This window comes from Novosphingobium sp. LASN5T (assembly GCF_003856955.1).
Classification (GTDB): domain Bacteria; phylum Pseudomonadota; class Alphaproteobacteria; order Sphingomonadales; family Sphingomonadaceae; genus Novosphingobium.
In genome coordinates this window covers 1-23194 of record NZ_RQSI01000006.1, presented here as the reverse complement: position 1 = coordinate 23194, position 23194 = coordinate 1, and the positions used below count along the sequence as shown (strand labels likewise).

General features: G+C 66.0%; 18 protein-coding genes, 1 tRNA gene and 1 pseudogene. 7 read left to right on the top strand and 13 right to left on the bottom strand.

The annotated features are described in order from the left end of the window. Window positions 1-31 precede the first annotated feature (31 nt). The gene (locus EH199_RS06080) at window positions 32-1468 is read right to left on the bottom strand and encodes an APC family permease (RefSeq protein ID WP_124808389.1); all 1437 of its coding nucleotides are present in this window, start codon (window positions 1466-1468) and stop codon (window positions 32-34) included. Beyond that, the gene (locus EH199_RS06075) at window positions 1468-3081 is read right to left on the bottom strand and encodes an NAD(P)/FAD-dependent oxidoreductase (protein WP_190287159.1); all 1614 of its coding nucleotides are present in this window, start codon (window positions 3079-3081) and stop codon (window positions 1468-1470) included. Before EH199_RS06075 ends, EH199_RS06080 begins: the two co-directional genes overlap by 1 nt. 121 nt (window positions 3082-3202) lie before the next feature. Here EH199_RS06075 and EH199_RS06070 point away from each other — a divergent pair, with 121 nt between their 5' ends. Genes EH199_RS06070 through EH199_RS06050 form a run of 5 tightly spaced genes read left to right on the top strand, consistent with a single transcriptional unit; the run spans window position 3203 to window position 9209 of the window. Further along, complete coding sequence (locus EH199_RS06070) at window positions 3203-4351, top strand: aromatic ring-hydroxylating dioxygenase subunit alpha (protein ID WP_223806495.1); 1149 nt, start codon at window positions 3203-3205, stop codon at window positions 4349-4351. Next, window positions 4348-5607 (top strand): sarcosine oxidase subunit beta family protein, encoded by a 1260-nt coding sequence (locus EH199_RS06065; RefSeq protein WP_124808387.1) that lies wholly within the window; start codon window positions 4348-4350, stop codon window positions 5605-5607. The genes EH199_RS06070 and EH199_RS06065 overlap by 4 nt, the downstream gene beginning before the upstream one ends. After that, window positions 5607-5888 carry a sarcosine oxidase subunit delta gene (locus EH199_RS06060; protein ID WP_124808386.1) on the top strand — a complete coding sequence of 94 codons (282 nt, stop codon included), beginning with the start codon at window positions 5607-5609 and terminating at the stop codon, window positions 5886-5888. Before EH199_RS06065 ends, EH199_RS06060 begins: the two co-directional genes overlap by 1 nt. Further along, window positions 5885-8701, top strand: a complete 2817-nt coding sequence (locus EH199_RS06055) for a 2Fe-2S iron-sulfur cluster-binding protein (protein ID WP_124808385.1) — start codon at window positions 5885-5887, stop codon at window positions 8699-8701. The genes EH199_RS06060 and EH199_RS06055 overlap by 4 nt, the downstream gene beginning before the upstream one ends. Further along, window positions 8694-9209 carry a hypothetical protein gene (locus tag EH199_RS06050; RefSeq protein WP_124808384.1) on the top strand — a complete coding sequence of 172 codons (516 nt, stop codon included), beginning with the start codon at window positions 8694-8696 and terminating at the stop codon, window positions 9207-9209. The genes EH199_RS06055 and EH199_RS06050 overlap by 8 nt, the downstream gene beginning before the upstream one ends. 46 nt (window positions 9210-9255) lie before the next feature. Here EH199_RS06050 and EH199_RS06045 read toward each other — a convergent pair whose 3' ends face one another. From EH199_RS06045 to EH199_RS06020, 6 genes are all read right to left on the bottom strand, one after another. Continuing rightward, entirely contained in the window at window positions 9256-11670 is a 2415-nt protein-coding gene (locus EH199_RS06045) for a TonB-dependent receptor (RefSeq protein WP_124808383.1), read from the bottom strand. 179 nt (window positions 11671-11849) lie between these two features. Further along, entirely contained in the window at window positions 11850-12335 is a 486-nt protein-coding gene (locus tag EH199_RS06040; RefSeq protein WP_124808382.1) for a MarR family winged helix-turn-helix transcriptional regulator, read from the bottom strand. A 95-nt stretch (window positions 12336-12430) separates the two neighbouring features. Further along, window positions 12431-13510 (bottom strand): glycoside hydrolase family 76 protein, encoded by a 1080-nt coding sequence (locus EH199_RS06035; RefSeq protein WP_223806494.1) that lies wholly within the window; start codon window positions 13508-13510, stop codon window positions 12431-12433. Between the two features lie 15 nt (window positions 13511-13525). After that, on the bottom strand, window positions 13526-14095 hold the full coding sequence (locus EH199_RS06030; RefSeq protein WP_124808380.1) for a GNAT family N-acetyltransferase: 570 nt from the start codon (window positions 14093-14095) through the stop codon (window positions 13526-13528). Next, window positions 14082-15254 (bottom strand): amino acid aminotransferase, encoded by a 1173-nt coding sequence (locus EH199_RS06025; protein ID WP_124808379.1) that lies wholly within the window; start codon window positions 15252-15254, stop codon window positions 14082-14084. Before EH199_RS06025 ends, EH199_RS06030 begins: the two co-directional genes overlap by 14 nt. Before the next feature lie 158 nt (window positions 15255-15412). Next, on the bottom strand, window positions 15413-16216 hold the full coding sequence (locus tag EH199_RS06020) for a DUF1134 domain-containing protein (RefSeq protein ID WP_124808378.1): 804 nt from the start codon (window positions 16214-16216) through the stop codon (window positions 15413-15415). 252 nt (window positions 16217-16468) lie between these two features. Here EH199_RS06020 and EH199_RS06015 point away from each other — a divergent pair. Beyond that, window positions 16469-16561, top strand: a tRNA-Ser gene (locus EH199_RS06015). Window positions 16562-16719: 158 nt separating this feature from the next. Further along, window positions 16720-18006, top strand: a complete 1287-nt coding sequence (locus EH199_RS06010) for an integrase arm-type DNA-binding domain-containing protein (RefSeq protein WP_124808377.1) — start codon at window positions 16720-16722, stop codon at window positions 18004-18006. Between the two features lie 13 nt (window positions 18007-18019). Here the strand turns inward: EH199_RS06010 and mobF are convergent, their stop codons facing one another. The 5 genes and pseudogenes from mobF to EH199_RS05985 all read right to left on the bottom strand — a co-directional run. Next, a complete protein-coding gene (gene mobF / locus EH199_RS06005; RefSeq protein ID WP_124808376.1) occupies window positions 18020-20953 on the bottom strand; it encodes a MobF family relaxase in 2934 nt (977 codons plus the stop codon). A gap of 3 nt (window positions 20954-20956) precedes the next feature. After that, the gene (locus EH199_RS06000; protein WP_124808375.1) at window positions 20957-21262 is read right to left on the bottom strand and encodes a hypothetical protein; all 306 of its coding nucleotides are present in this window, start codon (window positions 21260-21262) and stop codon (window positions 20957-20959) included. A gap of 384 nt (window positions 21263-21646) precedes the next feature. After that, a complete protein-coding gene (locus tag EH199_RS05995; RefSeq protein WP_124808374.1) occupies window positions 21647-22576 on the bottom strand; it encodes a HEPN domain-containing protein in 930 nt (309 codons plus the stop codon). A gap of 62 nt (window positions 22577-22638) precedes the next feature. After that, complete coding sequence (locus EH199_RS05990) at window positions 22639-22887, bottom strand: RNA polymerase subunit sigma (RefSeq protein WP_124808373.1); 249 nt, start codon at window positions 22885-22887, stop codon at window positions 22639-22641. Next, window positions 22887-23069: pseudogene (locus EH199_RS05985) on the bottom strand (zincin-like metallopeptidase domain-containing protein); the annotation flags it as partial. The pseudogene EH199_RS05985 and the gene EH199_RS05990, both read right to left, overlap by 1 nt. Window positions 23070-23194 lie beyond the last annotated feature (125 nt).

Genomic DNA, 23194 nt, shown 5'->3' with positions numbered 1-23194 from the left:
GCGGAGGCTGGATACCCCCGGCACGATCGCTTCAGGAGATAGGCGCATCGACCGCATCGGGGAAGCCTTCCGCACGGCGGGCGCTGCGCTTACCGAGGCCGTAGATCAGCGCGCCCGTGCCCAGCAGAACGGCGGTCATGCCCGCGATCTTGATCACCGCCAGCAGCTTGTCGGGCTCGTCCGGCGCCGGAAAGGCGGCCAGCACCAGCGCGACCAGCGTGGTGGCAAGGCCGATGGAGGCCACCGCGATCGAGGTCACCTTGCCGCCGGGCAAGCGCGTCACCTCGGGGCCGGCCGGCTCGCGCTGCAGCCGGATCACCGACAGGAACACGCCCATGAACGGCAGGAACGCGGCGATGATGCCCATGCTGACGAGCACGTCGTAAGCGCCCTTCACGCCCGTTCCCGCCTGCCCCAGAATGCAGAACACCGCCCCCAGCCCGCCTTGCAGCAGCAACGCCACGTAAGGCGTGCCCCAGCGCGGGTGAACCCGGGCGAAGACGGGGGGCAGCATCCGGTCGATGCCCACCGCGAAGGGAATGCGCGCGCAGGCGGAAAGGAAGCCGCTGGCCGCGCCCAGATTGCCGATGGTGATGAGCAGCGCCAGCGGAACGACAATCCAGCCCACGCCCAGCCGCTCCGCTCCTGCCGCGCCAGCCTGCACCAGCCCTTGCAGGCTGCTGACCTGCCCCGCCGGCATCAGTACCAGCACCGCGACGGTGCCGAGAATATAGCAGCCGACGATCACCAGCCCGGCGATCGGCAGCGCGCGCGGGATCGTGCGGCGCGGGTCCTTGATCTCGCCGCTCATGAACGAGGCGGTTTCCGCACCCGACAAAGCGAAGGCGATCGCCGCCCAGAAGATCATGTGCTGCACGTCGAACGTCGGCACCAGAGAGGCGGCGGGAAACGATGTCACCGGGCCGAAGCGCCAGCCCACCACTGCGGCGAGGCCGATCACCATCAGCACCGGCAGCCACATGCCGATCGCCCCCATGTTGTGCAGCCACTTGCCGAATTTCAGGCCCACGATGTTGAGCCAGGTGATGAAGGCCAGCGCGATCAGCGAGAAGCCGACGAAGAACAGGGGGCTGTTGTGCAAGTGCAGCAGCCGGTCACCCCCGATATAGAGCGCGTTGCCGGCATCGAAATAGAACACGCTGGGGAAGTAGGGCAGATTCGAGGTGAAATAGCTCCAGCCCGCCATGAAGCCGGCGAACGGACCGAACGCCTGCCGGGTCCAGACATAGAGCCCGCCTTCTTGCGGATAGCGTGAGGAAAGCTCCACCACCGCCATGACCAGCGGGAAATAGAAGCCCAGCAACGCGCCCAGCCACACCACGATGGAGCTTGGCCCCATCGCCGCCGCCGTGGCGATCCAGCGCAGGCTGACGCCGGTAACGATATAGAACAGCGCGAGGTCCGCGACACCCATCACCTTGGGCGGGTTGTGCGCGCCGCCCGCCATCAGCGTTGGCGCCGCCGCTTGCGGTCCCGCAGGACCTGCATCGCCGCGTTGTGCCCCGGCGCCCCGGTCACCCCGCCGCCCGGATGCGCGCCGGCCCCGCAGAGGTAAAGCCCTTCCACCGGCGTCCGGTATTGCGACCAGCGCGGCACGGGGCGCATCGAGAACAGCGCTCCGGGATGCAGATCGCCGTGGAAGATGTTGCCTTCGGTCAGGCCATAGGTCCGCTCGAGGTCAAGCGGGGTGAGCACGGTGCGGCCGATGATCTTCTCGGGCAGATCGGGCATGTGCCGCGTGATCTGCTGGATGATCGAATCCGCGAAGGCCTCGCGATGATCGTCCCACGTCCCTTCGCGCAGCTTGTAGGGCACGAACTGGATAAAGCAGGTCATCATGTGGTGGCCCGGCGGGCACAGGCTGTCGTCGACCAGACTGGGGATCACGCAATCGATCCACAGGTGTTCGGGAATGTCGCCGAAGCGGGCGATGTCGGCGCAGCGCTGCGCGCCTTCCAGCGTCGGCGCGATCGACAGCAGCGACCGTTCCAGCGGCGAGGCATCGGGGGCGCGGCCGATCACGGTCGGCTCCCCCGAAAGCGCCAGATTGAGCTTGGCCGCCGGGCCGCCCATCTTGATCGCGGCAATATCGGCGCGGAAGTCCGCCGGCAGGTGCGCTGGCTCGACCAGCCCCAGAAAGGTGCGCTTGGGATCGGCGTTCGACAGCACCACAGCCGCCCGGAAGGAGCGGCCGTCCGCCAGCGTCACGCCCGTCGCGCGGCCCTGTTCGACATCGATCCGGGCGACCGGCGCATCGGTCAGGATGTCCGCGCCGAAGCCGCGCGCCGCCGCCGCGATGGCGCCGGTGATCGCGCCCATGCCGCCCATGACGTGCCCGTTGAAGCCCTGCACGCTGTGATCGCCGCCCGACAGCAGGTGGAACAGCATCCCCACGGCGGAACCCGGCTCGTAAGGGCCGCCGTGCTTGCCATAGACGCTATTGGCCAGGATCATCCGCTTGGTCTCCTCCGCCTCGAAATGGCGGTCGAGGAAATCGCCGAGCGATCCGGTGAGGAAAGTGACCATCTCCCCCATCTCGACGCCGTTGATCTTGCGGAAGCGCCGGGCCAGACGCAAGCCTTCGCGCAGCTTGTCCAGCCCCTTGGCCGCCAGATCCGGCGGCGGTTCGAGAAAGAACGGTTGAAGATAGGCGGCCAAGGCCTTGAGTTTGCGGTCAACTTCCAGAAACGCCGCGCCGTCGCTGACAGAAAAGCGGGCGATTTCCCGCGCCGTGCGTTCGGGGTCGGCCCACCAGCGGATGATCTGTCCATCGCCCAGCGGCACCGTCAGGATCGGATCGCAGGCGACCATGCGCAGGCCATGCGATCCCAGATCGAGATCGCGGATGACCGTGGGCATCAGCATCGAGGCGATGTAGGAGGTGAACGACACGCGGTGGCCGGGAATCACCTCCTCGGTCACGCAGGCGCCGCCGACGATCGGCCGCCGTTCCACCACCAGCACCGACCGCCCGGCTCGCGCGAGATAGGCGGCCGCCGTCAGTCCGTTATGGCCGCCGCCCACCACGATGGCGTCGTATGTCCGGTCCTGCGTGGCCATGTGCGTTGCGCCCCTTGGTGCGTTGCGTCGGCACCCTTCCCGCGATGCCATCGACACATGGCTTGCCCGAAAGAATTTTATGAGGCAAGTGTCTAATAACGACAGCAGGGAATCGACGATCATGAGCCAGCCGCAGGGGGACGCCACGATGGAACGCTCGCTCGACAGCGCCGCCTATCTCACGCCCGAAGCCTTCGCCCTGGACAAGGAGACGATCTTCGCGCGCGAATGGTTCTGCGTCGCGCGCGAGGAAGACCTGCCCGAGGCGGGATCGCACCTGGTGCTCGACGTGGCGGGCGAGAATATCCTGCTGGTGCGCGGCCGCGATGGCGCGCTTCACGCGCACTACAACGTCTGTCGGCATCGTGGCGCGCGGCTGTGCGATGCGGGGAACGATGCGCGCTGGGGCGTGACGCTCGACGCCGGGGTGATCGCGCGCAACATGATCCGCTGCCCCTATCACGGCTGGTCCTATGGGCTGGACGGCCGGCTGCTGGCCGCGCCCCACCTGCAGGACGCGCCCGGCTTCAACAAGGCGGACTACGCGCTCTATCCCGTGGGCGTCGCCACCTGGGGCGGCTTCGTGTTCGTGAACCTGAAGCCGGACACCGCACCCGATTTCGCGGCCGGCGTTGCCACCGCATCGCGCCGGCTGGCCAACTACCCGCTGGCGGACCTGCGCACCGGCCACACCATTCGTTACGAGGTGGCCGCGAACTGGAAGATCGTGCTCGAAAACTACAACGAGTGCTACCATTGCCCGGCCGTCCACCCCGAACTGTGCGACGTGGTGCCGGCGTTCCGCGAACGCGGCGGCATCGATCTGGACTGGGAAGCGGGCATCCCGCACCGCCCGGGCGCGGTCACCTATACCGCCAGCGGCACCACCACGCGCGCGCCCTTCCCCGGCCTTTCGGAAGAAGAGAAGGTCCGCCACAAGGGGGAACTGCTCTACCCCAACGTGATGCTCAGCGTGTCGATGGACCACGCCGCCGCCTTCGTGCTCTGGCCCGTCGCCGCCGATCGGACCGTGATCGAATGCCGCTTCCTGTTCCATCCCGACGAGATGGCGCGTGCCGGTTTCGATCCCTCCGACGCAGTCGATTTCTGGGATCTGGTCAACCGGCAGGATTGGGCGGTGTGTGAGCGCGTCCAGTCCGGCATTGCCGCCGGGGTCCACACGCACGGCTACTATTCGCCGATCGAGGACTACAGCCTCGACATCCGCCGCTATGTCGCCGATCGCCAGGGCGGGCACCGGCCCGGATGAAAGGCCGCTATTCGGCCCTCGCGATCGCGCGCCACGCGCTGACCGGCAACCGGCACTGGCCGGAAGCCTGGCGCTCGCCCGAACCGCGCGCGGCCTATGACGTGGTGATCGTGGGCGGCGGTGGCCACGGGCTGGCTACCGCCTATTACCTTGCCAAGCAGCACGGCATCACCAACGTGGCCGTGCTGGAAGCGGGTTGGATCGGCGGCGGCAATACCGGCCGCAACACCACGATCGTCCGTTCGGATTACTACTATCCCGAAAGCGCGGCCTTCTTCGACCATTCCGTCAGCCTCTACGAGGGCCTTTCGCGCGAGCTGAACTTCAACATCATGTTCAGCCAGCGCGGGCAGCTGGTGGTCGCCCACAGCCGGCACGAACTGGATTTCCAGCGCCGGCTGGTCAACGCCATGGCGCTGAACGGCGTGGACATGCGGATGCTCTCGCGCGAGGAATGCTATGCGCGCTGCCCGATCCTCAACACCCGGCCGGATGCGCGCTATCCCATCCTGGGCGGAATGTGGCAGGGCCGCGCGGGCACCGTGCGGCATGACGCGGTGGTCTGGGGCTATGCCCGCGCCGCCGACCGGCTGGGCGTCGATATCATCCAGCAGTGCGCGGTCACCGGCATCCGCCGCGATCCCGTCAGCGGCGCGGTGACCGGCGTGGAAACCACGCGCGGCCTGATCGGCGCGGGGCGCGTGGGGGTGGCGGTCGCCGGGCATTCCAGCGTGCTGGCCGACATGGCGGGCTTCCGCCTGCCGCTGCGCAGCTATGCCCTGCAGGCCTTCGTGTCGGAGCCGTTGAAGCCGGTGCTGCACACCATCGCCTCGTCCAACGTGCTGGGGGTCTATGTCAGCCAGTCCGACAAGGGCGGGCTGGTGATCGGCGGCAACGCCGATGCCTATGCCTCCTATGCCCAGCGCGGCAACCTGCCGACGATGGAAGCGGCGCTGGCCTCGCTGATCGAGCTGATCCCGTCGTTCAGCCGCGTGCGGCTGCTGCGCCAATGGGCCGGCATCGTCGATTACGCCTATGACAGTTCGCCGGTGCTGGGGAAAAGCCCGGTGCCGGGCCTGTTCCTGAACAGCGGCTGGGGCGGTGGCGGGTTCAAGGCCATTCCCGCAAGCGGCGAGACGTTCGCCCACACCGTCGCCACCGGCGATCCGCACCCGTTGATCCGCGCCTTCTCGCTCGACCGCTTCCGCGATCTCGCGCTTGTCGACGAAGCCGCCGCCGCCGGGATCGCCCACTGATGCTGCGGATCGATTGCCCCTGGTGCGGCCCGCGCGACGAGGACGAGTTCGTCAACGGTGGCGATGCCCATATCGACCGGCCCGAACCGCCCGAGCAGGTCTCGCCCGAGGACTGGGCGGCCTATCTGTTCTTCCACACCAATCCCAAGGGCGTGCTGGCCGAACGCTGGGTCCACAGCTTCGGCTGCCGGCGCTGGTTCCACGCGCTGCGCGACACGGTGAGCCACCGCATTCTCGCCACCTATCGCCCCGATGCGCCCCGGCCGGACGGCGTGGCATGAGCGGGTTCCGGCTTCCCCAGGGCGGCGACGGGATCGACCGTAGCCAGCCGCTGACCTTCCGTTACAACGGGCGCACGCTGCAGGGCTTTGCCGGCGATACGCTGGCCTCGGCGCTGCTTGCCAACGGCGTGTCCATTGTCGGGCGCGGCTTCAAGTACCACCGCCCGCGCGGCGTGATCGGCACGGGCTTTGCCGAAACCAATGCGCTGGTCCAGCTTGGCGAAGGCGCGGCGCTGACGCCCAACGTGCCGGCCACGCTGGTCCAGCTGCGCGAGGGGCTGGTGGCGTCCAGCCCCACCGGCTGGCCTTCCACCCGCTTCGACCTGGGCCGGCTCAACGACCGGCTGGCCGCGCTGCTGAGCGCGGGATTCTACTACAAGACCTTCATCTGGCCGAACTGGCACTGGTTCGAACCGTTCATCCGCCGCGCGGCCGGGTTCGGCACCGCCCCAGCGCTGCCCGACCCGGACCGCTACGAAGCCCGCGAACGCCACGTCGACGTGCTGGTCATCGGTGGCGGGCCGGCGGGCCTCGCGGCCGGCGAAGCGGCCCATGCGGCGGGCGCCAAGGTCCTGCTGGTGGAAGCCGACACGCGCCTGTCCGGCCCCTTGCCGCCCGGCGTGGAGGCCCTCACCCGCACCACCGCGCTCGGCTATTACGATGCGAACTTCGTGACCGCCGTCGAGGAGATCGACACCGGCAGTCTGCGCCAGCGGCTGTGGAAGCTGCGCACCGCGCAGGTGGTGATCGCGACCGGCGCATTCGAGCGGCCCATGCTGTTCGCCAACAACGACCTGCCCGGCGTGATGCTGGCGGGTGCGGTACAGACCTATATCGCGCGCTACGGCGTGGCGCCGGGCAAGGCCGCGCTGTTCGCGACCGCCGAGGACGCCGCCTATGCGGCGGCTTTCGCAGCGCAGGAGGCTGGCCTTGCCGTCCGGGCTATCGTCGATCTGCGTCCCGCGCCACCGCTGGCAGAGCAGGCGCGCGCGCGCGGGATACCCGTCCATGCCGGCAGCCACGTGCGCGCCGCCCGGGGATGGTCCCGCGTGCGTGGTGCGGTGATCGACGGGCCGGACGGGACGCAGCGGATCGGCTGCGACCTGATCGTGGTTTCGGGCGGGTGGTCGCCCGCCATCCAGCTGTTCAGCCAGTCCGGCGGCCGCACGCGCCACGATCCCGCGCTGGGCGGCTTCGTGCCCGACAAGGCCGCGCAACCCACGCACGTCTGCGGCCTTGCCGCCGGCCTGCGGGATCATGACGAAGCCGTCGCCAGCGGACGCGCCGCCGGGCTTGCCGCCGCGCGGGGGGACGCGCCCGCCGCCCCCCTTCCCCTCGCCGGCCCGCCCGCGCCGCCCTTGCCGCCGGGCGACAACCCCAAGCGCGTGTTCGTGGACCTGCAGACCGACGTGACGCTGGCCGATCTCGAACAGGCCACGCGCGAGAACTACCGCTCAGTCGAACACGTCAAGCGCTATACCGTGTGGGGCATGGGCGTGGACCAGGGGCGGCTCAGCAGCACCAACGGCGTTGCCGCGCTGGCGCAGTTGCGGGGTGACGATCCGGCGGCGCTCGGCACCACGAAATACCGCCCGCCCTTCGCCCCGGTCGCCATCGCCGCGCTGGCCGCCGACCGCCCCAACGGCGCGCTGTTCCGCCCGTGGCAGCACCTGCCGACGCACGACTGGCACGTCGATCGGGGGGCTGTGTTCGAGGACTTCGGCCATCTGCGCCCGTCGCACTACCCCCTTGCCGGCGAGAGCATGGAGGCGGCGGCCCGGCGCGAGGCGCTGGCCGTGCGCGGCAACGTGGGCGTCATGGACAGTTCCTCGTTCGGCAAGATCGAGCTGAAAGGACCGGAGGCCGGCCGCTTCCTCGACCTGATCTCGCTCGGCCGCCCCAGCACGATTCCGGTCGGGCGCGCGCGCTACAACCTGCTGTGCGACGAGCTCGGCGTGCTGCTCGACGATGGCGTGATCGCCCGCCTGGCCGACGATCACTTCCTGCTCAACGCCAGCAGCGGCCATGCCGCGCGCGTGCGCGGCTGGATCGAGGACTGGCACCAGTGCCAGTGGCCGCTCGATCTGGTGACGCGCGACGTGACCGAGGAATGGGCGGTGCTGACCATCGCAGGGCCGAAGGCGCGCGACGTGGTGCGCGCGGCGGGCTGCGCCCTTCCCCCGGCCTCGGCCGATTTCCCGCACCTGTCCGTCGCCGAAACCACGCTCGATGGCCACCGTCTCCGCATCCAGCGGGTCAGCTTCACCGGCGAACTCAGCTACGAGATCGCGATCGCCGCGCCACAGGCCGGAATGCTGGCCGGCCGTCTGTGGGTAGCCGGGCAGGCGTTCGGCATGGTGCCGTTCGGGCTGGAGGCGCTCGACATCCTGCGCATCGAAAAGGGCTTCATCCACGTCGGCACAGACACCGACGGCGCGACGATCCCGGCCGACATCGGCTGGGGCAAGCCCGGCCAGCGCGAAGGCGATTACCTCGGCAAGCGTTCGCTGCTCCATCCGTCCGCCACCAAGGCCGGCCGCCGCCAGCTTGTCGGTCTGGAGCCACTGGAGCGGCAGGAACCGTTGCCCGTGGGTGCCCATGTCGTGGGCGGCTCGCCGCATCCCAGCCAGGGCTTCGTCACCAGCAGTTGCTTCAGCCCCACGCTGGACCGCGCAATCGCGCTGGGACTGCTCGCCGACGGGCGCCAGCGCCACGGGGAAATGGTCGATATCTGGTCGGAAGGGCGCGCTTTCCGGGCGCGCGTGGTGGCGCCGCGCTTCCTCGATCCCGAAGGAGCCCGGCTCCATGTCTGAACCGGTGGCCACGGAGGCCGTGCATTTTCACGTCGATAGTATGCCCGCTCTCGCCCGGCTTACGTTCGATCCGGACCGCGATTCCGCGCTGACGCGCGCGATCACCGCCGTGCTGGAAGCGCCGCTTCCCGCACCGACCGTGCCCGTTGCCACGCAAGCCGGCGGCGCCCTGCTGATCTGGCAAGGGCCGCATGACTTCCTGATCGAAACGCCCGGCGCGCTCCTGCCGGCGCTGGAACAGGCCGTGGCGGGCAAGTCCGCGCTGGTGGGCGACGCCGGCGCCGGGCTGGTCTCCTTCACGCTTTCGGGATCGGGTGTGGCCGCACGGCTCGACCATGACCGGCCCGGCCCCGGTCTGTGCTCGCGCGTGATGCGCTTCGCCGCGCTGCGCGTGACGGCGGTGTGGCGGGATGACACCGTCCGCCTCCATGTGGACCGCTCGCATGCGGCCTATGTCAGGCAATGGCTGCTGGACCGCTGGGATGCGGTGGAGATGCCGGCGAGTTAGCGACCGCCCCTCGACGGATCGAGAGCGCGGCCGCCATCCCCCTCCGTCAGAAGTGGTGTCCGAACTTGATCCCGAACAGTTGCGGCTTCACCGGATAGACACGGTAGTAAGCCCCGCAGAACGACGGCGCGCAGGCCGTGTTGCGGCTCAGTTCCCCGCGCGCGTCGAAGGCGTTCTGGATGTATATCTGGAACGTCATGTCGCCCAGTTGCCCGCCCACCGCGAAATCCGCCGTGGTGAAGGCCGGCGTCGGCCCGACCGCCGCATATTCGGCGTCGGTCAGGAAAGTCCGCGAATTGCTCTGATGCAGCACCGATCCCTGTACGTAGGCGTCGATCGAACCCAGCCGGAAGTTGTAGCGCGCGGTGGCCGATCCCTTGAACTTCGGCTGGATCGGCAGGCGCGTGCCCCGCGCCGCCGCCGGCACGACGCCCGGCACGCACACGCTGTTGCCCGCCGCATCGAACTGGCAGAAGTCCGTGGTCAGCTTGGCATCGACATACGTCCCCGAACCGGAAAGCTGGAATCCGCCCATCCGCCAGTCGAAGTTGCCCTCGATCCCGTGCACGCGCGCGTCGCCGGCGTTGTAGATGTTGGTGACGCCCGCCTGCCCGACCGGACTGAGGCCGAACTGCAGCTTCTTCCACTTCTCGATGAACACGGCCCCGCCGATCGTCAGCTTGCGATCGAACCAGCTTGTCTTCCAGCCGATCTCGAAGTTGTCGAGCGTATCGGACTTGTAGGGCAGGATACCGGTCCTGCGGTTGAGGCCACCGGGGCGATAGCCCGTGGAATAGGTGGCATAGACCATCTTGTTCGGCGCGAACTTCCACGAAAGCGTGGCTTTGTGCGTCTCCCCGGAATCGACGAACTTGCCGTTGATGTTGGTACAGGGCCGGTCGGTTGAGGTCGTCGGCACGCAATTCGGATCTGCGGCATTGAAGGCAAAGCCCGAAAAGCCGATCTGCGTGTTCTTGGTGATGAAACCCCGGATGCCGACGTCGAGCGTCAGGTTGGGCACGATGTCCCACGCGACATCGGCAAAGGCGGCGTAATCGCGGTCCACGCGGTTGGTGCGCGTCCGGAACGTCGAATCCCCGAACCCCGGAATCGGCTTGGGATAAAAGAACCCGTCCTGCGGGATCTGCGAGATGCCGGGAATGATATAATCCGCCTCGATGTAGTCGGTCTGCCGTTCGAAGAACAGGCCGGCCGTCAACCGCAACGGCTCCTTGGCGGGAGAGGAAATGCGCAGTTCGTGCGTCATCTTGGTATAGCGATCGGCCAGTACCTGGTAGGTCGTGGGATCGAGGAAGCCGCCGTTCCCTGTCGGGAAATAAGTGTAATAGAAGCCGCCCTGATGCGAGCCTCCGTCATAGGCGACGGTGTAATAGCTGTAGTCGGTCTGGTTGCTGGTATGGCGTTCGAAATAGCCGCCGGCATAGGTCACGTCCCAGTCAGACAGCTTGCCCTCGATGGTCAGCGCGGCCTGATACCAGCTATCCTTGTTGAGATCGGGCGTGAAATCGTGAACCTGCAGGTCGCCGGCACGGGGATCGTAGAGGAAGGCACCGTGCGCGACCTGATGCTGATAGGTAATGCCCGGCATCACCGTCCAGTCATCGTCCAGATCAATCTTCAGCGCGGCCCGGCCGCCCCAGGTATCGACGTCGTTGAAGTCCTTCTTGACATACTTCGCGTTGTTGATGGTGACGTTGGTCGTCGAGTCATCATCGTTCAGAGTGTAGGTCCGCGTCGCCGGCGTGTTGTCGATATAGCCGCCGTCGTGCTCGTAGAACCCGACCAGGCGGATCCCGGCACGCTCGCCCAGCGGGATGTTGACGAACGCTTCGGCGGTGCCGCCCACCGCTCCCTTGCCGAACTTGTTGAGATCAAGGTCATAACCCGCTGAAAACTTTGACGCATCAGGTTTGTTGGTAATCAGGCGAAGCGTGCCTGAAAGCGAACTTGCGCCGTAAAGCGTGCCTTGCGGGCCGGACAACGCCTCGACCCGCTCGATGTCATAGACATGGAAATCGACGTTGTTGGCGATCGTGGTCAGCGGCACTTCATCGAGATAGAGACCGCTCGCCGGGGCGGAGCCGCCGTGCAGCCCGTCACCACCGCTGGTCACGCCACGGAAGTAGATCTGGCTCTGGCTGGGACCGAACGACTGGAAGCTGACGCTGGGCAGCAGCTTCGCGTAATCGTCGAAGCTCTGCACCTGGCGCTGGTCCAGCTCGGTATTGCCGAGCGCCTGGATGCTGATCGGCACGTCCTGCATGCGTTCGCTGCGCTTGGTGGCCGTAACCACGATATCGACCGGCTGGTTGGGGTCCGCCGCCTGCTGCGCGTACGCAACCCCGCTTCCCGCCAGCCCTGTTCCCGCCAGCGCGGTCGACCCCAGCAAGGCCCCCGCGCGCCACCACAAACCCGAAACACGACCGTCGCTACGCCGCATGGCCAGCTCCCCATTGCCCTGTCGCAATCACGTTATGCTTATCGAATTTGTTGGGGAGGTTTTCATGCAATTAGACAATCGTCAAGCACTTATTCTCCAACTGTCTAGGATGGAGCACAACTGTCGAGGATGGTGCGCGCGGATCACCCTAGACTCCGCGCTATCCGTCGGCCCGGCATTCATGCCTTGTCGAATTCGCCCAGCAAACGGTCTCCGATGCGGACGAGCAGGGCGTCCAGCGTGGCCCTTTCCTCCGTCGAAAGGTCTTCCAGAAGGTGTTCATGGAACGCGGTGCGCTTGCCCAGCACATCGCGATAGACCCGTTCGCCCTCCGCCGTCAGCGTCAGGATCGGCGCGCGCCCATCGCGGGGGTTATCCTTGCGCGCCACCAGCCCCAACTCTTCGAGCGCGCTCACCGCGCGGCTGACCTCCGCACGATCGACCCAGGCTAGCGTCGCGATATCGCGCACCGTGCCGCCGCCCGGCATCAAACCCAGCCGGGCAAGCACGCGCCATTGGGCATAGGACAAATCGGTCTGCTGCGAGAGGGTGCGGATCGTGACGCGATCCATGATCTTGGCCAGAAGACTGATACGGAACGTCGGGAAATCGAGCTGGTCGATCTTCCATCCGGTCAATCCGGCATCCTGACTGTCCTCGCTCATGCCATCTCCGCCGCATCGGTCCGCGAACACCGGCTGGCCTGACCGCCGGATCGAAGCGTCAGTGTGTTGCGAAGCGGTGACTTGTCAACGCGTTCTCAAAGGTGGGGGCCGCCGGTATCAGCGGATGCGCCTGCCACCAGCAGGATGTTGAGGCCGGATACCTGCGACGCCGCACCGGCTGCCGACGCGCGATCGGACCAGTCGCTTCCGATCGCGCGCATGCCGGCGTCGCTGGCTTGCCATACGGCTTCGGCATTGGCCTGGCTCCAGCGCAGCAGTTCCACATGGTCCGGGCCGGCCGGCATGTCGTCGAGCAGATGGCCCAGATGATAAGCGAACACGCCCTTGAACATGAAGCCGTCCGAACCGATCGAGGGAACCGGTTCGCGCAGAATGCCGCCGGGCGTGGAGAGCAGGCGCGTGGCGGTGAGGGCCGTTTGCACCGCGAGATCGCGATAGGCCGGATCGCCGGTGATCGTCGCCAGATCGGTAAGCCCACCGATCAGCACGCCCTGGTTGTAAGTGAAATAGGGTTGCCCGTTGTTGCGACAGGAGGCGTTCAGGCCATCATTGGCCAGCCCGTCGCGTCCGATCATCGACGACTGGCTGATCCAGGACCAGATACGCAAGGCCCACTCGCGATACGCCTGTTGTCCGGTCGCCAGATACAATTGCGTGGAGGCATAGAGCAGCAGTTCGTTGGTGATGGCGTTCTTGTACGATCGCGCGGGGTCCCACCATAGCCCGCCCTGGCAACGATCATCCCAATAGGTCGTGACGAGCCGGCGATAGGTATCGCTGGCATAGTCGAGTAACGCCGGATCGTGATCGCCGTTCCACGCGTGAACGCTGGCGATCACCGCCCACAGCGCATCATCGTTGAGCGCAAGGCCGGCCCTGTTGCGCACGGCGGCATCCACGCGGCCGCGCCACGCGCGATCGCCCGTGCGCCGTTCGTAATCGATCAGCGCGTCCACGATCACGAACCGCTGCCAGGGTTCGCTTGCGCCCCAGCCCGCGGGCTGGCCCCATTGCTGGTCCAGATAGGCCGCCACCGTTCGGGCACGCGCCGACCACGGCGCATCCTCCGCATGAAGCGGCACGGCACACCCCGCGCCAAGGGCCACGATGCCCAGGCGGATCGCGAGCGATAGCAGCCGGCGCCTGCCTTTCACGGCACGGCCGGGCATTCAGGCCAGCGGACCGCTGGCGAAGCTATCGCGGGTGATCTCGTAGATCACGTGCAGCACCATCGCGCCGCCGCGCTCGACCACGTCGGTCGCGTCCGTCAGCCGGCCGCCGATCGCCTCGCAGGCCTTGCGCGAACGGCCGTTGTCCGCGCCGATATGGAATACCACGCGCTGCACGCCGGTGAAGGCCTGCGCCAGCATCAGCCGCTTCATCTCGCGATTGTACGCCCCGCCCCAGCATTTGCGCGCCAGAAAGGTCCAGCCGATCTCGACTTGCGAACGTACCGCGTCCAGTCCCTGAAAGCGGGAGGAGCCGACGACCTCCCCGCTTGCCCGGTCGATGGCGACGAGCGTTCCGCCCTGTTCCACCGCATCGGCCATGAAGGCGCGAAACACCGGCTCCTGCCACCGGTCATGCGCCGGATGCACTTCCCAGATCAGCGGGTCGGACGCGACGGCGTATAGCGCTTCGTAGTCTTCGGGCCGGTAGGGGCGCAGAAGGAGGCGTTCCCCCTCCAGCACCGCCTGCCGGTCGAACAGCTCCGTCCCGGCCGGATCAGGCCGCGACATCACCGAGCGCTTCGATGAACTTCTCGATATTGCCATTGGTCAGCCCGGCAATGTTGATGCGCCCGGAACCGGCCATGTACACGCCATGCTTTTCGCGGATGGCCAGGATCTGCTCGCCGTTGAGCGGCAGCATCGAGAACAGCCCGTGCTGCGTGCCGAGCGGCGCCATGTTGACCGTGCCGACCTGTTGCGCGGCGGCGAGGCGATCGCGCACCCAGCGCATCCGGTCACGCATCTCGTCAAGTTCGGCGAGCCACAGCTTCGTCAGCTCTGCATCTTCCAGCACCAGCCGCACGGCCGCCGCGCCATGATCCGGCGGCATCGACCAGCTGGCGCGCGCGATCGTCGCGCCGTTCGACATCGCCTTGGCCAGCGCATCGGCATCCGACGTCACCGCGTAGAACGCGCCGACGCGATCGCGGTAAAGGCCGAAGTTCTTGTCGCAGCTGTAGGCCACCAGCGCTTCCGGCACCGTCGCCAGCACCTTGCGCAGACCATAGGCATCGGCCTCCATGCCCGCGCCAAGGCCCTGGTAGGCCAGATCGAGGATCGGCAGCACGCCCTGTGCCTGCAGCAGCGGTGCGATCTCGTCCCACTGCGCATCGGTATAGTCGACGCCGGTGGGGTTGTGGCAGCAACCGTGCAGCAGCACGGCGTCGCCCGCCTCCGCCTGTGCCAGCGCCGCCTTGAGCGCATCGAGATCGGCCGCGCCATCGGCGGTCATGTGCGGAAAAGTCTTCAGTTCCAGGCCGATCGCGTTCACGATCTGGGCGTGGTTGGGCCACGAAGGCGTGCCCATCCACAGGCGCTTGATGCCGGCGCGCTTGGCCACTTCCACCGCCAGCCGCACCGCGCCGGTTCCACCGGGCGCCTGCATGCCTTCCACCCGCGAACGATCGAAGTCCGCGCCGAAAACATAGGGGATCAGCGCATGGACGAAGCCCATGTCGCCTTCAGGGCCGAGATAGGCCTTGGAATCCTGCGTATCGAGCAGCCGCTTCTCGGCGGCCTTGATCGCCGCGAAAACCGGAGTCGCGCCATCGGACGTGCGATAGACACCCACGCCCAGATCGATCTTGTCCGCGCGCGGATCGGCATTGTGCAGCTTGATCAGCGCAAGCAATGCATCGGCGGGCTGGGGAGCAAGATTTTCGAGCATGGGGTGTGTCCTGAAAGCTGCGGAAAACGCGGCGGCTCCATGCCGCCGCTATGCCTTCGGGGCAACCCCTGATTTGGCCTTTGGCCTGATTTGTCGACCAAAGAGGAGCCCGTCCGGCTCGCAGGCCGTTTCCGGTCAGGCGCCCCGCCGGACCCGCGTCAGAACGGCAGCCAGTTCTGCTTGTGCGAGAACTTCATGTAACCGGCGTTCACGCCCAGCCGCAGGCCAACGCCCATGCGCACCGGAATCAGCACCACATCGCCCCGGCGCAGATAACTGACGTTGAACCCACCGACGAGGTAAGCCTGCCCCTCGCCCGCGCCGAAGCGGTGATAGAGATCCTCGCTGTCGTACAGGTTGTAAACCAGCACGAACGTGTTGCCGGCATTGGCGCCGGCATCGAAGCCGATCGACGGACCTGTCCAGTAGACCGGCCGTTCGCCCTCCACCTTGTGGTGCAACGTGCCCGACCCGTACCGCAGGCCGACCACCAGCGCCCCGCCGGCCTCGCGTCCGGTAATGTACCCGTTGGGTTCGCCCTGCTTACCCAGAATATCGCGGATCATCAGCGCCAGCCCCTTGGCGCCCTTGCCGAACACGCCTTCCGCTGCGCCGATAAGATCGTCTTCGTGATAGGTATTGCCCGGCGCGGCCTGCGCGCTGGCCGGCGGCGGCACGGGCGCCGCGGTCGTCGTCGCGGGCAAAGACGGATCGGACGCCGGTGCCGGCACGGTGGACGGGGCTGGCAGGGCCGGCGTGGTGCCCACCTCTTGCCCGACGGGCGTGGCATAGGTTCCCGAAGACGGCGTGACCGGGGTGGCACGCGCCGCCGCCGCGCCGTGCGACAAATCGCCGTCGATCGCCGAATTGGGATCGATCGTCTGCACCTGCGCCACTGCGGCTTGCCCCGCGACAAGCGCCAGCCCGGCGGCGGCCTGCATAATCCGGCGGTAGATATTCATACGTCCATCCCGATCCTGTTCATGCCCGGCCCCCGGCCGCAGCCGCCACGGTCAACCTTCAAGCACAGAATCCAGTCGTCGCTCCGCGACAATGAACGGGCGATGAGTCGAGTCGGAAATACGCCGGACCGACGAAAACAGGCGACCGTTGCCGCTTTTCCACCTTCCGGTTCAGGAATTGCAGGCGGCCGCCGGTCCCCCCTTGCCGCCTTGGTGAACCGCCGCTATAGGCCGCCCTCGCCGCTGCGATCCGGAGACGTGGGTGAGTGGCTGAAACCAACGGTTTGCTAAACCGTCGTACTGGTAAATCCGGTACCGAGGGTTCGAATCCCTCCGTCTCCGCCACCTTGCAATCTGCAAGGTTCCCCTAACATCCTATTTTCCTTGCATTTCTGCGGATTTGCGGTCAATATTGTTCCCTGTTTGTTTCGATTGATCCCTGAGCATCCGCGACCATCCGGGGGCGCTAGTGGGGGCACTCGATCGCCGACCCGGGGGCATCAATGCTCACAGAACTCACCGTCAAGAATGCCAAGTCGAAGGACAAGGATTACAAGCTCTCCGATTCCGAGGGGCTGTACCTCTATGTGACCAAATCCGGTCACCGTAGCTGGCGGATGAAGTACCGCTTTGCCGGGAAGGAGCGGCGGCTCGTTCTTGGCAGCTACCCCGATCTGTCGCTGAAGGCGGCGCGCGACCGGAAGATTGCGGCGCGCAAACTTCTGACCGAAGGCCGCGATCCGGGGCTTGAAGCGCAGAAGGCCAAGGTCGAACGGGCAATTGCTGCGGGAAACACGTTCGAGGCGCTGGCGCGGGGCTGGTATGATCTGCAGGAGAGCCGCTGGACGCCGATCCATGCAGGCGATGTTATCAGCAGCCTCGAGAAGGAAGTGTTTCCGTGGATTGGCAAGCTGCCCATCCGCGAGATCGATGAGCCGCTGGTACTCTCGGTCTTGCGCAAGATCGAGAAGCGAGGCGCTATCGAGACGGCGCACCGGGTGCGGCAGAGGATCTCGGCAGTGTTTGTGCATGCCATTGCCGAGGGCGCAGCGGCGCGGGATCCAGCAGGTGTGGTGACCAAGGCGCTAAGGCCGGTACCACGCGCCCGCAAGCGTCCCGCGCTAGTCTCTATCGATGCCCTGCACGACATGATCCGTAAGACAGAAGCCGAGCCCGCCTCGCCACTGACCAAGCTGGCCTCACGCTTTCTGGCATTGACTGCTCAGCGCCCCGGCATGATCCGGGCTCTGCCGTGGACCGAGATCGAGAACGTGGATTGGAGCAACGAGGAGCCTTGCCCCGACGCGTTGTGGCGCGTGCCCGCCGCTCGGATGAAACTCATGCTCGAGCTTAAGCACGACGATGGGTTTGAACATCTGGTGCCGCTGTCAGCCGAAGCGGTAGCCGTGCTGCGCGCGGTGCATGTGCTCACCGGGCGCGGTCCGCTGATATTCCCCAGCAACCGCAATGCGCGTGTACCGATGAGCGAAAACACTTTGAGCTATTTCTACAACCGCTGCGGCTATCAGGGCCGCCATGTGCCACATGGCTGGCGGGCATCGTTCTCAACGATCATGAACGAGTGGGCCGAGCGCGGGGGCACGCCGGGCGATCGCCATGTCATCGACTTGATGCTGGCTCATATCCCAGAAGGCGTGTCGGGCTCGGAGGGTGCTTACAATCGCGCCGCATACCTCAAGCGCCGCCGCGAAATCATCGATGTATGGGGCTCGATGTTGCTCGGGATATTTCCTGAGCCAGCGAAGATGCTCGGTTGGCCGAGCCGATAAGGCAAGCCCGGCATCAAATTCCCATCTCGAAAGGCACCACACGCGTGATTGTGCGTTCAAGCTCGGGTGGCCTTTTGGCCTCTGCCTCGGGCTCTGGCGGCTTGCCAGCTTCCTGGCCTTTGGTCGCTGCCGCGCCGAGCCGCTCGGCCACCTCCAGCGCCGAAGTTTTGTCGCCAGGATTGCGGCCGATTCTCATTTCGACCTTGTTGCGGTTGTCGACGATCAGGGTGAGTTCGTCACGCAACCGGGTGATCGTCACGAGGAAGTTTCGCGCAGAAAGCAGCTTGCGGGTGCGGCTATCCATGACGGCGATGCCTTTGTCGGAGGTTAGCCCCTGCGCCATGTGTGCGTTGAGCGCGTAGGCCAGATCGAGCCGCGCCAGCATAGGATCGCCAACCTTGAGCTTCTGATCCATGTCTGCCGATGTCCGAACGCTGATGCCATCCTGCGTGATGGCGCTGATCGTCGCCCGGTCGGCATTGATCAGCCCGCGCTGATGGTCGTTGGCGGTCCAGCGGATGGTGTCGCCGGTGTAGACGGTCAGCGCCTTGCGCTCGAGAAGCTGGAGCACCTGATTGTCCCCCTTCAAGCCGATGCGCGAAGGGAGGAACGTTTGCCTCTGACCATCAGCGCCTCTCAGCTCGACTGTGCCTTTATCGGCATCGACCTTCAGGACATCATACCGCCCCTTCGCCAGGTTTTGCCGCGACTGCCGCGCCGCCACCTCCAGCACCATGCCCGGCGCGTAAGTCCGTACCTGTCTTAGCTCCTCGCGCGTCGCGTTGACGCGGGACAGGACGGGAAGGGTCATCTTGTCCGGTCCGATCTCACCATTGAGGGCGAGCCCGGTCTGCACAGCCACGTTGACCTCGTCGCGCAACTGACGCCCAGAGACGTAGATTCCTGTCCGTTCCCGCTCGGCAGGCGGCAGCGACAACCAGCGCTCTGCTGCCACGACCGCGCCGTTCTCACTGACCTCGACGATGTGATCCTTGAGATGCTCCATCGCCTCGCCAGTGCGGCCCTGCTGCGCAGCGGCCTGGGCAAGCTTGAGCGTCTCGGATCGCGCCCTCAGGTTGGTCTCCATCCGCGCGGTCTCGGTACCGGCTGCAAGCGCCAGCGCAAAGGGCTTCCCCGCCTCGACCGCGCCAAGCTGTTTCGGATCACCCATGAGAACGAGGCGGTCGACCTTGAGCAGATTGGCAAGCCTGACGAGCCTGTCCTGATCGCGTGTCGAGGCCATCGAGGCCTCATCGAGCACCAGCACCGTATCCCGATATGCGGAGCGTGCTTCGGCCATTTCCGCTTTGCTCGCCGTCCCATCTAGCAACGCTCGATGCTGCCCAAGGAACCGATGCAAGGTCATCGACGGGATCCCGGTATCGCGCTCCAGCATACGCACCAGCGTGTTCTGCACGCCAAGCCCGATCAGCCGTTTCCCGTTCTCGCCGAGGATCTGAGCGGCGGGGCGGAGCAGACTGGATTTGCCGGCACCGGCTACGCCTTGCACGGCAACGATGCGGTTGGTCGACGACAGGATCAACCGCCCCGCTGCTTCCTGCCCGGCATTGAGTTGCATCCCGAAGTTCAGGCTGGCCGAGGCCTGCAGTTGAGAACCTGCTTCGTCCATCGCGATGATCGGAGTGGCGGCGCCTTTACCCTTCTCGATCTCTGCGAGCATGTGGCTTTCGAGCGCGACGGCATCGGAGGTGGTAAGCCAGCCTTGCATGGCACCGCGCCCCTTGCTGAGCGCCCCTTGGTCGGCCAGCTGGCCGATGCGCTTCTCGATCAGCGGCATTGTCGTGGGCAGACCGATATCGAGTGCGGCCTTGGCGAGATCGGTCACTTTGAACGCTGCTTCCCGCTCCGACAAATGCCGCACAGCGGAGGCCACTGCATGGGCTGCAGCGATCTCCTGCGCAGGCCGCAGATGGATGCGCGTGGGGACGAGCGGGTCCCCTTCCCTGATCCCCAGTCGCTCCGCCAGTTCGAGCACCATCACCTTGCCACGCTGCGCGATCGAGGGACGATCTTGCGATGCCCTTTGGTCGGCGATGGCCATCGCAGTCGACCGCTCACGGGCATCGCGCACCATGCCGGCGAGGTCGAGACCAAGGCCCCAGGCACGCTCCTGCCACTGGGACAGAAGCGCATCGCGATCGACGCCTTGTTCCTTCGCCGAGCGCGTTGCCAGCGTGGCGATCAGACCTGCCTCCAGCCCACCGCCACGGCGCGCCTCGAGCACTTCCTGCCGCCGTGTGGAGAAGGCCATCACCGCCTCGCGGTCGATCCCGGCAGCCTCGAAGTTGCCATGCTTGCCGACCTCACCGACGCGGTAGCCGAGCTTCTCAACCTCGACCCTGAAGCGCGCCATGGTCATCGCATTGAGCAAGGTGTTGAGTTGCCAGAGCCGGTCATTGCGCAGCGCTTTCCAGGTGCCGTCCTTGCCTTGCGTCATGTTGGCAACGACGGCGTGGAAGTGGAGATTGGGCTCCTGATTGCGATTGGTATCGTGCTGGAACAAAGCCACAGTCAGGTTGTCCGTCTGCACCTGCCGCTCCTTCCCTGCTTGCTCGATGCGCATGAAGGCCACGTTCTTTTCCGCCCACTTGAGCGTCTCGATCACGGCCTCGCGGTAAGCATCGACGATGCGCTGATCCTTCCCGATGAGCGCCAGCATCGACCAGCTTTTGGGGAGCGAGAAGGTCAGGTCCGTACCCGCGCGGTGCGCTGCGCCTTCGCGCCCGATCCGGCCTCCCGTCGGCAACTCGCCCCGCAAGATGGCCTCGAAGGCACGAGCTTCGACGGTACCAGTCAGACCGAGCCGTTCAGCGCCTTTGCCGACCCACGATCCTGACCGATCCGCATCAGCCGAGGTGTAGTAGTTGTCCTTGGCGAAGTAGCTTGCTGCCCCGCCGGCGGAGCGCACATTGGCGACCGACAGCATGGCTCAGTCGTCCCTTCTGGCGCGGGCAACGCGCTCGCGGTACTCGTTCAGCCGCTTGCCGTGAGCAGCGTGGACCCGGGTGCGGATACCCTTGTCTGCCTGAGCAAGCAGCAGGCCTTCGGCTGCCGCTGTCGCAAACAGCATATGGCCCATCAACTGGTCGCGATAGGCTGCCTCATCATGGCCCTCGATCTTCTCGATCACGGCCAGCTTGAGCCACTGGCTCATGCTCATATGGGATGCGGCGGCAGCCGCCCTGACGGCCTCGTGGAGGCTCTCGTCGACATAACACTGAAGCGCAAAACGCATGGTTTCCAACTTGCGTTGGCCGCCACCTCGGCCGGAAACCCCTCCGGGACGAGGCATCATGATAGGGTAAGAGCTGGCGAGTGGGAAGAACAAATATAGAACAATATCTCTGCGAGTTACGTGGGATGTACGTCACTCTACAGTGTAGATTCGTGGCGGACCTCAGATGACAGTAGCTCGGGAACGAGCGCGCAATCACTCGAAAGCTCAGGAATTCTGCCACTTCAGCACACCGGGCACCCGGGTACGGTGTGCTTACCTTCCCCCTTCCAGAGTGGTGGCTCCAGGTTCACGGACGGACTGACAATCGGGATCTGGAGAACAGGACCGGCGGGGCCTCCGGTTGCTCTCAGGCGCTGGCCTGCGTGGTCAGCTGATTGAGGTTCAGCCCGCTTCCCGAGCGGTATCTTCGAGCATGGCGATGCGCTCTTCGCAGATTGCCTGGACGACGCGTCCGAGCTCCTCAACCTGCTCGCCGAGCCATGCCAGTTCGTCGGCCGTGATGCGGTAGTGTTTAGAGTAGCGGGCTTTGACGTAGGCCTCTTTGAGCTTCTCGAACATGGCCCGCTGCTTGCGATTATCGCGCGGCCAGACGGCAGTCAGGCGCGGATCGATCCGCTCGGCCTGCGTGCGGAGGAACGCCAGATTGTGAACGTGTGGCGAGTAGAAAGTCACGACCAATAGAATGCAGTGGTACAGCCGCTCCGCCGATTGATGGAGAATGAAAGCAGGCTCCTTCGTCCTGCCCTGCGCTACTAAATCTTGAGCAGAGCCGAGGTAGACAAGCGCGCTCGGATACCACTCCTCGAAGTACTCCCGCGCCATGGCCAGTGCCTGCGCGGGCGTCTTGGGCTTGGGCTCATGGAGTTCGCTGTCGTCAGCCTGATAGAGCGCGATGCCGTCGCGGGCGACGTCGATGAAGAAGTACCGGCCGTTGGCGAGACCATCGTTCACTTCGCCGAGGGTATGGACGATAAAGTTGACCGGGGTGCGGATGGTCCCGGTCATGCCGTACTCGCGCATCAGCCGCTCATCGAGCCGGGACCAGTACTTGACGCGGTCCGTGAGGCGTTTGTCGTTGACGATGATGAGGAGATCATAGTCCGACTTGTAGCCTTTGGCGGTATGCGGCTCGTCGATCCAGCCGCCCCGGGCGTAGGAGCCGTAGAGGATGACCTTGAGGATCCGGCCCTGCTTCTTCCACTCGTCACGGGAGAGCGCAAAGGCGTCCTCGAACTCCTCGAAGATAAGCGCGATCACGCGCTCGAGCTCGCGCTGCTTCTGCGCCGGAAGATGATCGAGGTCGGTACGCATGGCTGCCTGCTACCCTGTCCGGGCAGGCGCAGATTGGCAAGGGCCGCGCTGGTGGCGGCGTGTCATCGCAGCCACCAGTTGCGCCATGATCGGCGCGGCGGATTGAGCGTACGCACGAGAACGAGAAGCGCCTGTGCAAACTCTTCGAGAATGGCATCGCTGCTCAGTCCGTGAACGTCGGCCAGTCTGGCGACAGTATCGGCCTTGAATCGCAGCGCGAGGAAGATCTCGCGCTGCAGCGGGGTCATCCGGCGCAGCGCCAGTCGCAGCCGGTGGCGCAGGATCAAACGGGAGAGGAAGGACTGCTCCATCACTGGTCCTCCCCCTTGCCGAGGAGGAAGTCGGCGGCCTTGCTGGCACCGCTCGCGGCGCGGAAGATCGCCTTCTCGTCTTCCTTGAGGAGGGTCAGCCAGGCACCGATATAGTCCACATGCCGGACCGTAGGCACGATCCCCAGCGCCGCGCAGGTAAAGGCGCAGGACATCTCGGCGACATATCCTGACAGTCCAGCGCTAATGTGAATTCCAGCGCCATTTTTGCGAACCTGTTTCACGCCGCCATCTCCTCGGCCTGGGGCTGCTGGGCATGCATCCAATCGGCTGCGGCCTGGGCCTTGCT

Bases quoted from the DNA above. Each gene is read 5' to 3' on its own strand.
- EH199_RS06080 (WP_124808389.1), bottom strand. From the start codon at position 1,468: ATGGCGGGCGGCGCGCACAACCCGCCCAAGGTGATGGGTGTCGCGGAC.
- EH199_RS06075 (WP_190287159.1), bottom strand. From the start codon at position 3,081: ATGGCCACGCAGGACCGGACATACGACGCCATCGTGGTGGGCGGCGGC.
- EH199_RS06070 (WP_223806495.1), top strand. From the start codon at position 3,203: ATGAGCCAGCCGCAGGGGGACGCCACGATGGAACGCTCGCTCGACAGC.
- EH199_RS06065 (WP_124808387.1), top strand. From the start codon at position 4,348: ATGAAAGGCCGCTATTCGGCCCTCGCGATCGCGCGCCACGCGCTGACC.
- EH199_RS06060 (WP_124808386.1), top strand. From the start codon at position 5,607: ATGCTGCGGATCGATTGCCCCTGGTGCGGCCCGCGCGACGAGGACGAG.
- EH199_RS06055 (WP_124808385.1), top strand. From the start codon at position 5,885: ATGAGCGGGTTCCGGCTTCCCCAGGGCGGCGACGGGATCGACCGTAGC.
- EH199_RS06050 (WP_124808384.1), top strand. From the start codon at position 8,694: ATGTCTGAACCGGTGGCCACGGAGGCCGTGCATTTTCACGTCGATAGT.
- EH199_RS06045 (WP_124808383.1), bottom strand. From the start codon at position 11,670: ATGCGGCGTAGCGACGGTCGTGTTTCGGGTTTGTGGTGGCGCGCGGGG.
- EH199_RS06040 (WP_124808382.1), bottom strand. From the start codon at position 12,335: ATGAGCGAGGACAGTCAGGATGCCGGATTGACCGGATGGAAGATCGAC.
- EH199_RS06030 (WP_124808380.1), bottom strand. From the start codon at position 14,095: ATGTCGCGGCCTGATCCGGCCGGGACGGAGCTGTTCGACCGGCAGGCG.
- EH199_RS06025 (WP_124808379.1), bottom strand. From the start codon at position 15,254: ATGCTCGAAAATCTTGCTCCCCAGCCCGCCGATGCATTGCTTGCGCTG.
- EH199_RS06020 (WP_124808378.1), bottom strand. From the start codon at position 16,216: ATGAATATCTACCGCCGGATTATGCAGGCCGCCGCCGGGCTGGCGCTT.
- EH199_RS06010 (WP_124808377.1), top strand. From the start codon at position 16,720: ATGCTCACAGAACTCACCGTCAAGAATGCCAAGTCGAAGGACAAGGAT.
- mobF (WP_124808376.1), bottom strand. From the start codon at position 20,953: ATGCTGTCGGTCGCCAATGTGCGCTCCGCCGGCGGGGCAGCAAGCTAC.
- EH199_RS06000 (WP_124808375.1), bottom strand. From the start codon at position 21,262: ATGCGTTTTGCGCTTCAGTGTTATGTCGACGAGAGCCTCCACGAGGCC.
- EH199_RS05995 (WP_124808374.1), bottom strand. From the start codon at position 22,576: ATGCGTACCGACCTCGATCATCTTCCGGCGCAGAAGCAGCGCGAGCTC.
- EH199_RS05990 (WP_124808373.1), bottom strand. From the start codon at position 22,887: ATGGAGCAGTCCTTCCTCTCCCGTTTGATCCTGCGCCACCGGCTGCGA.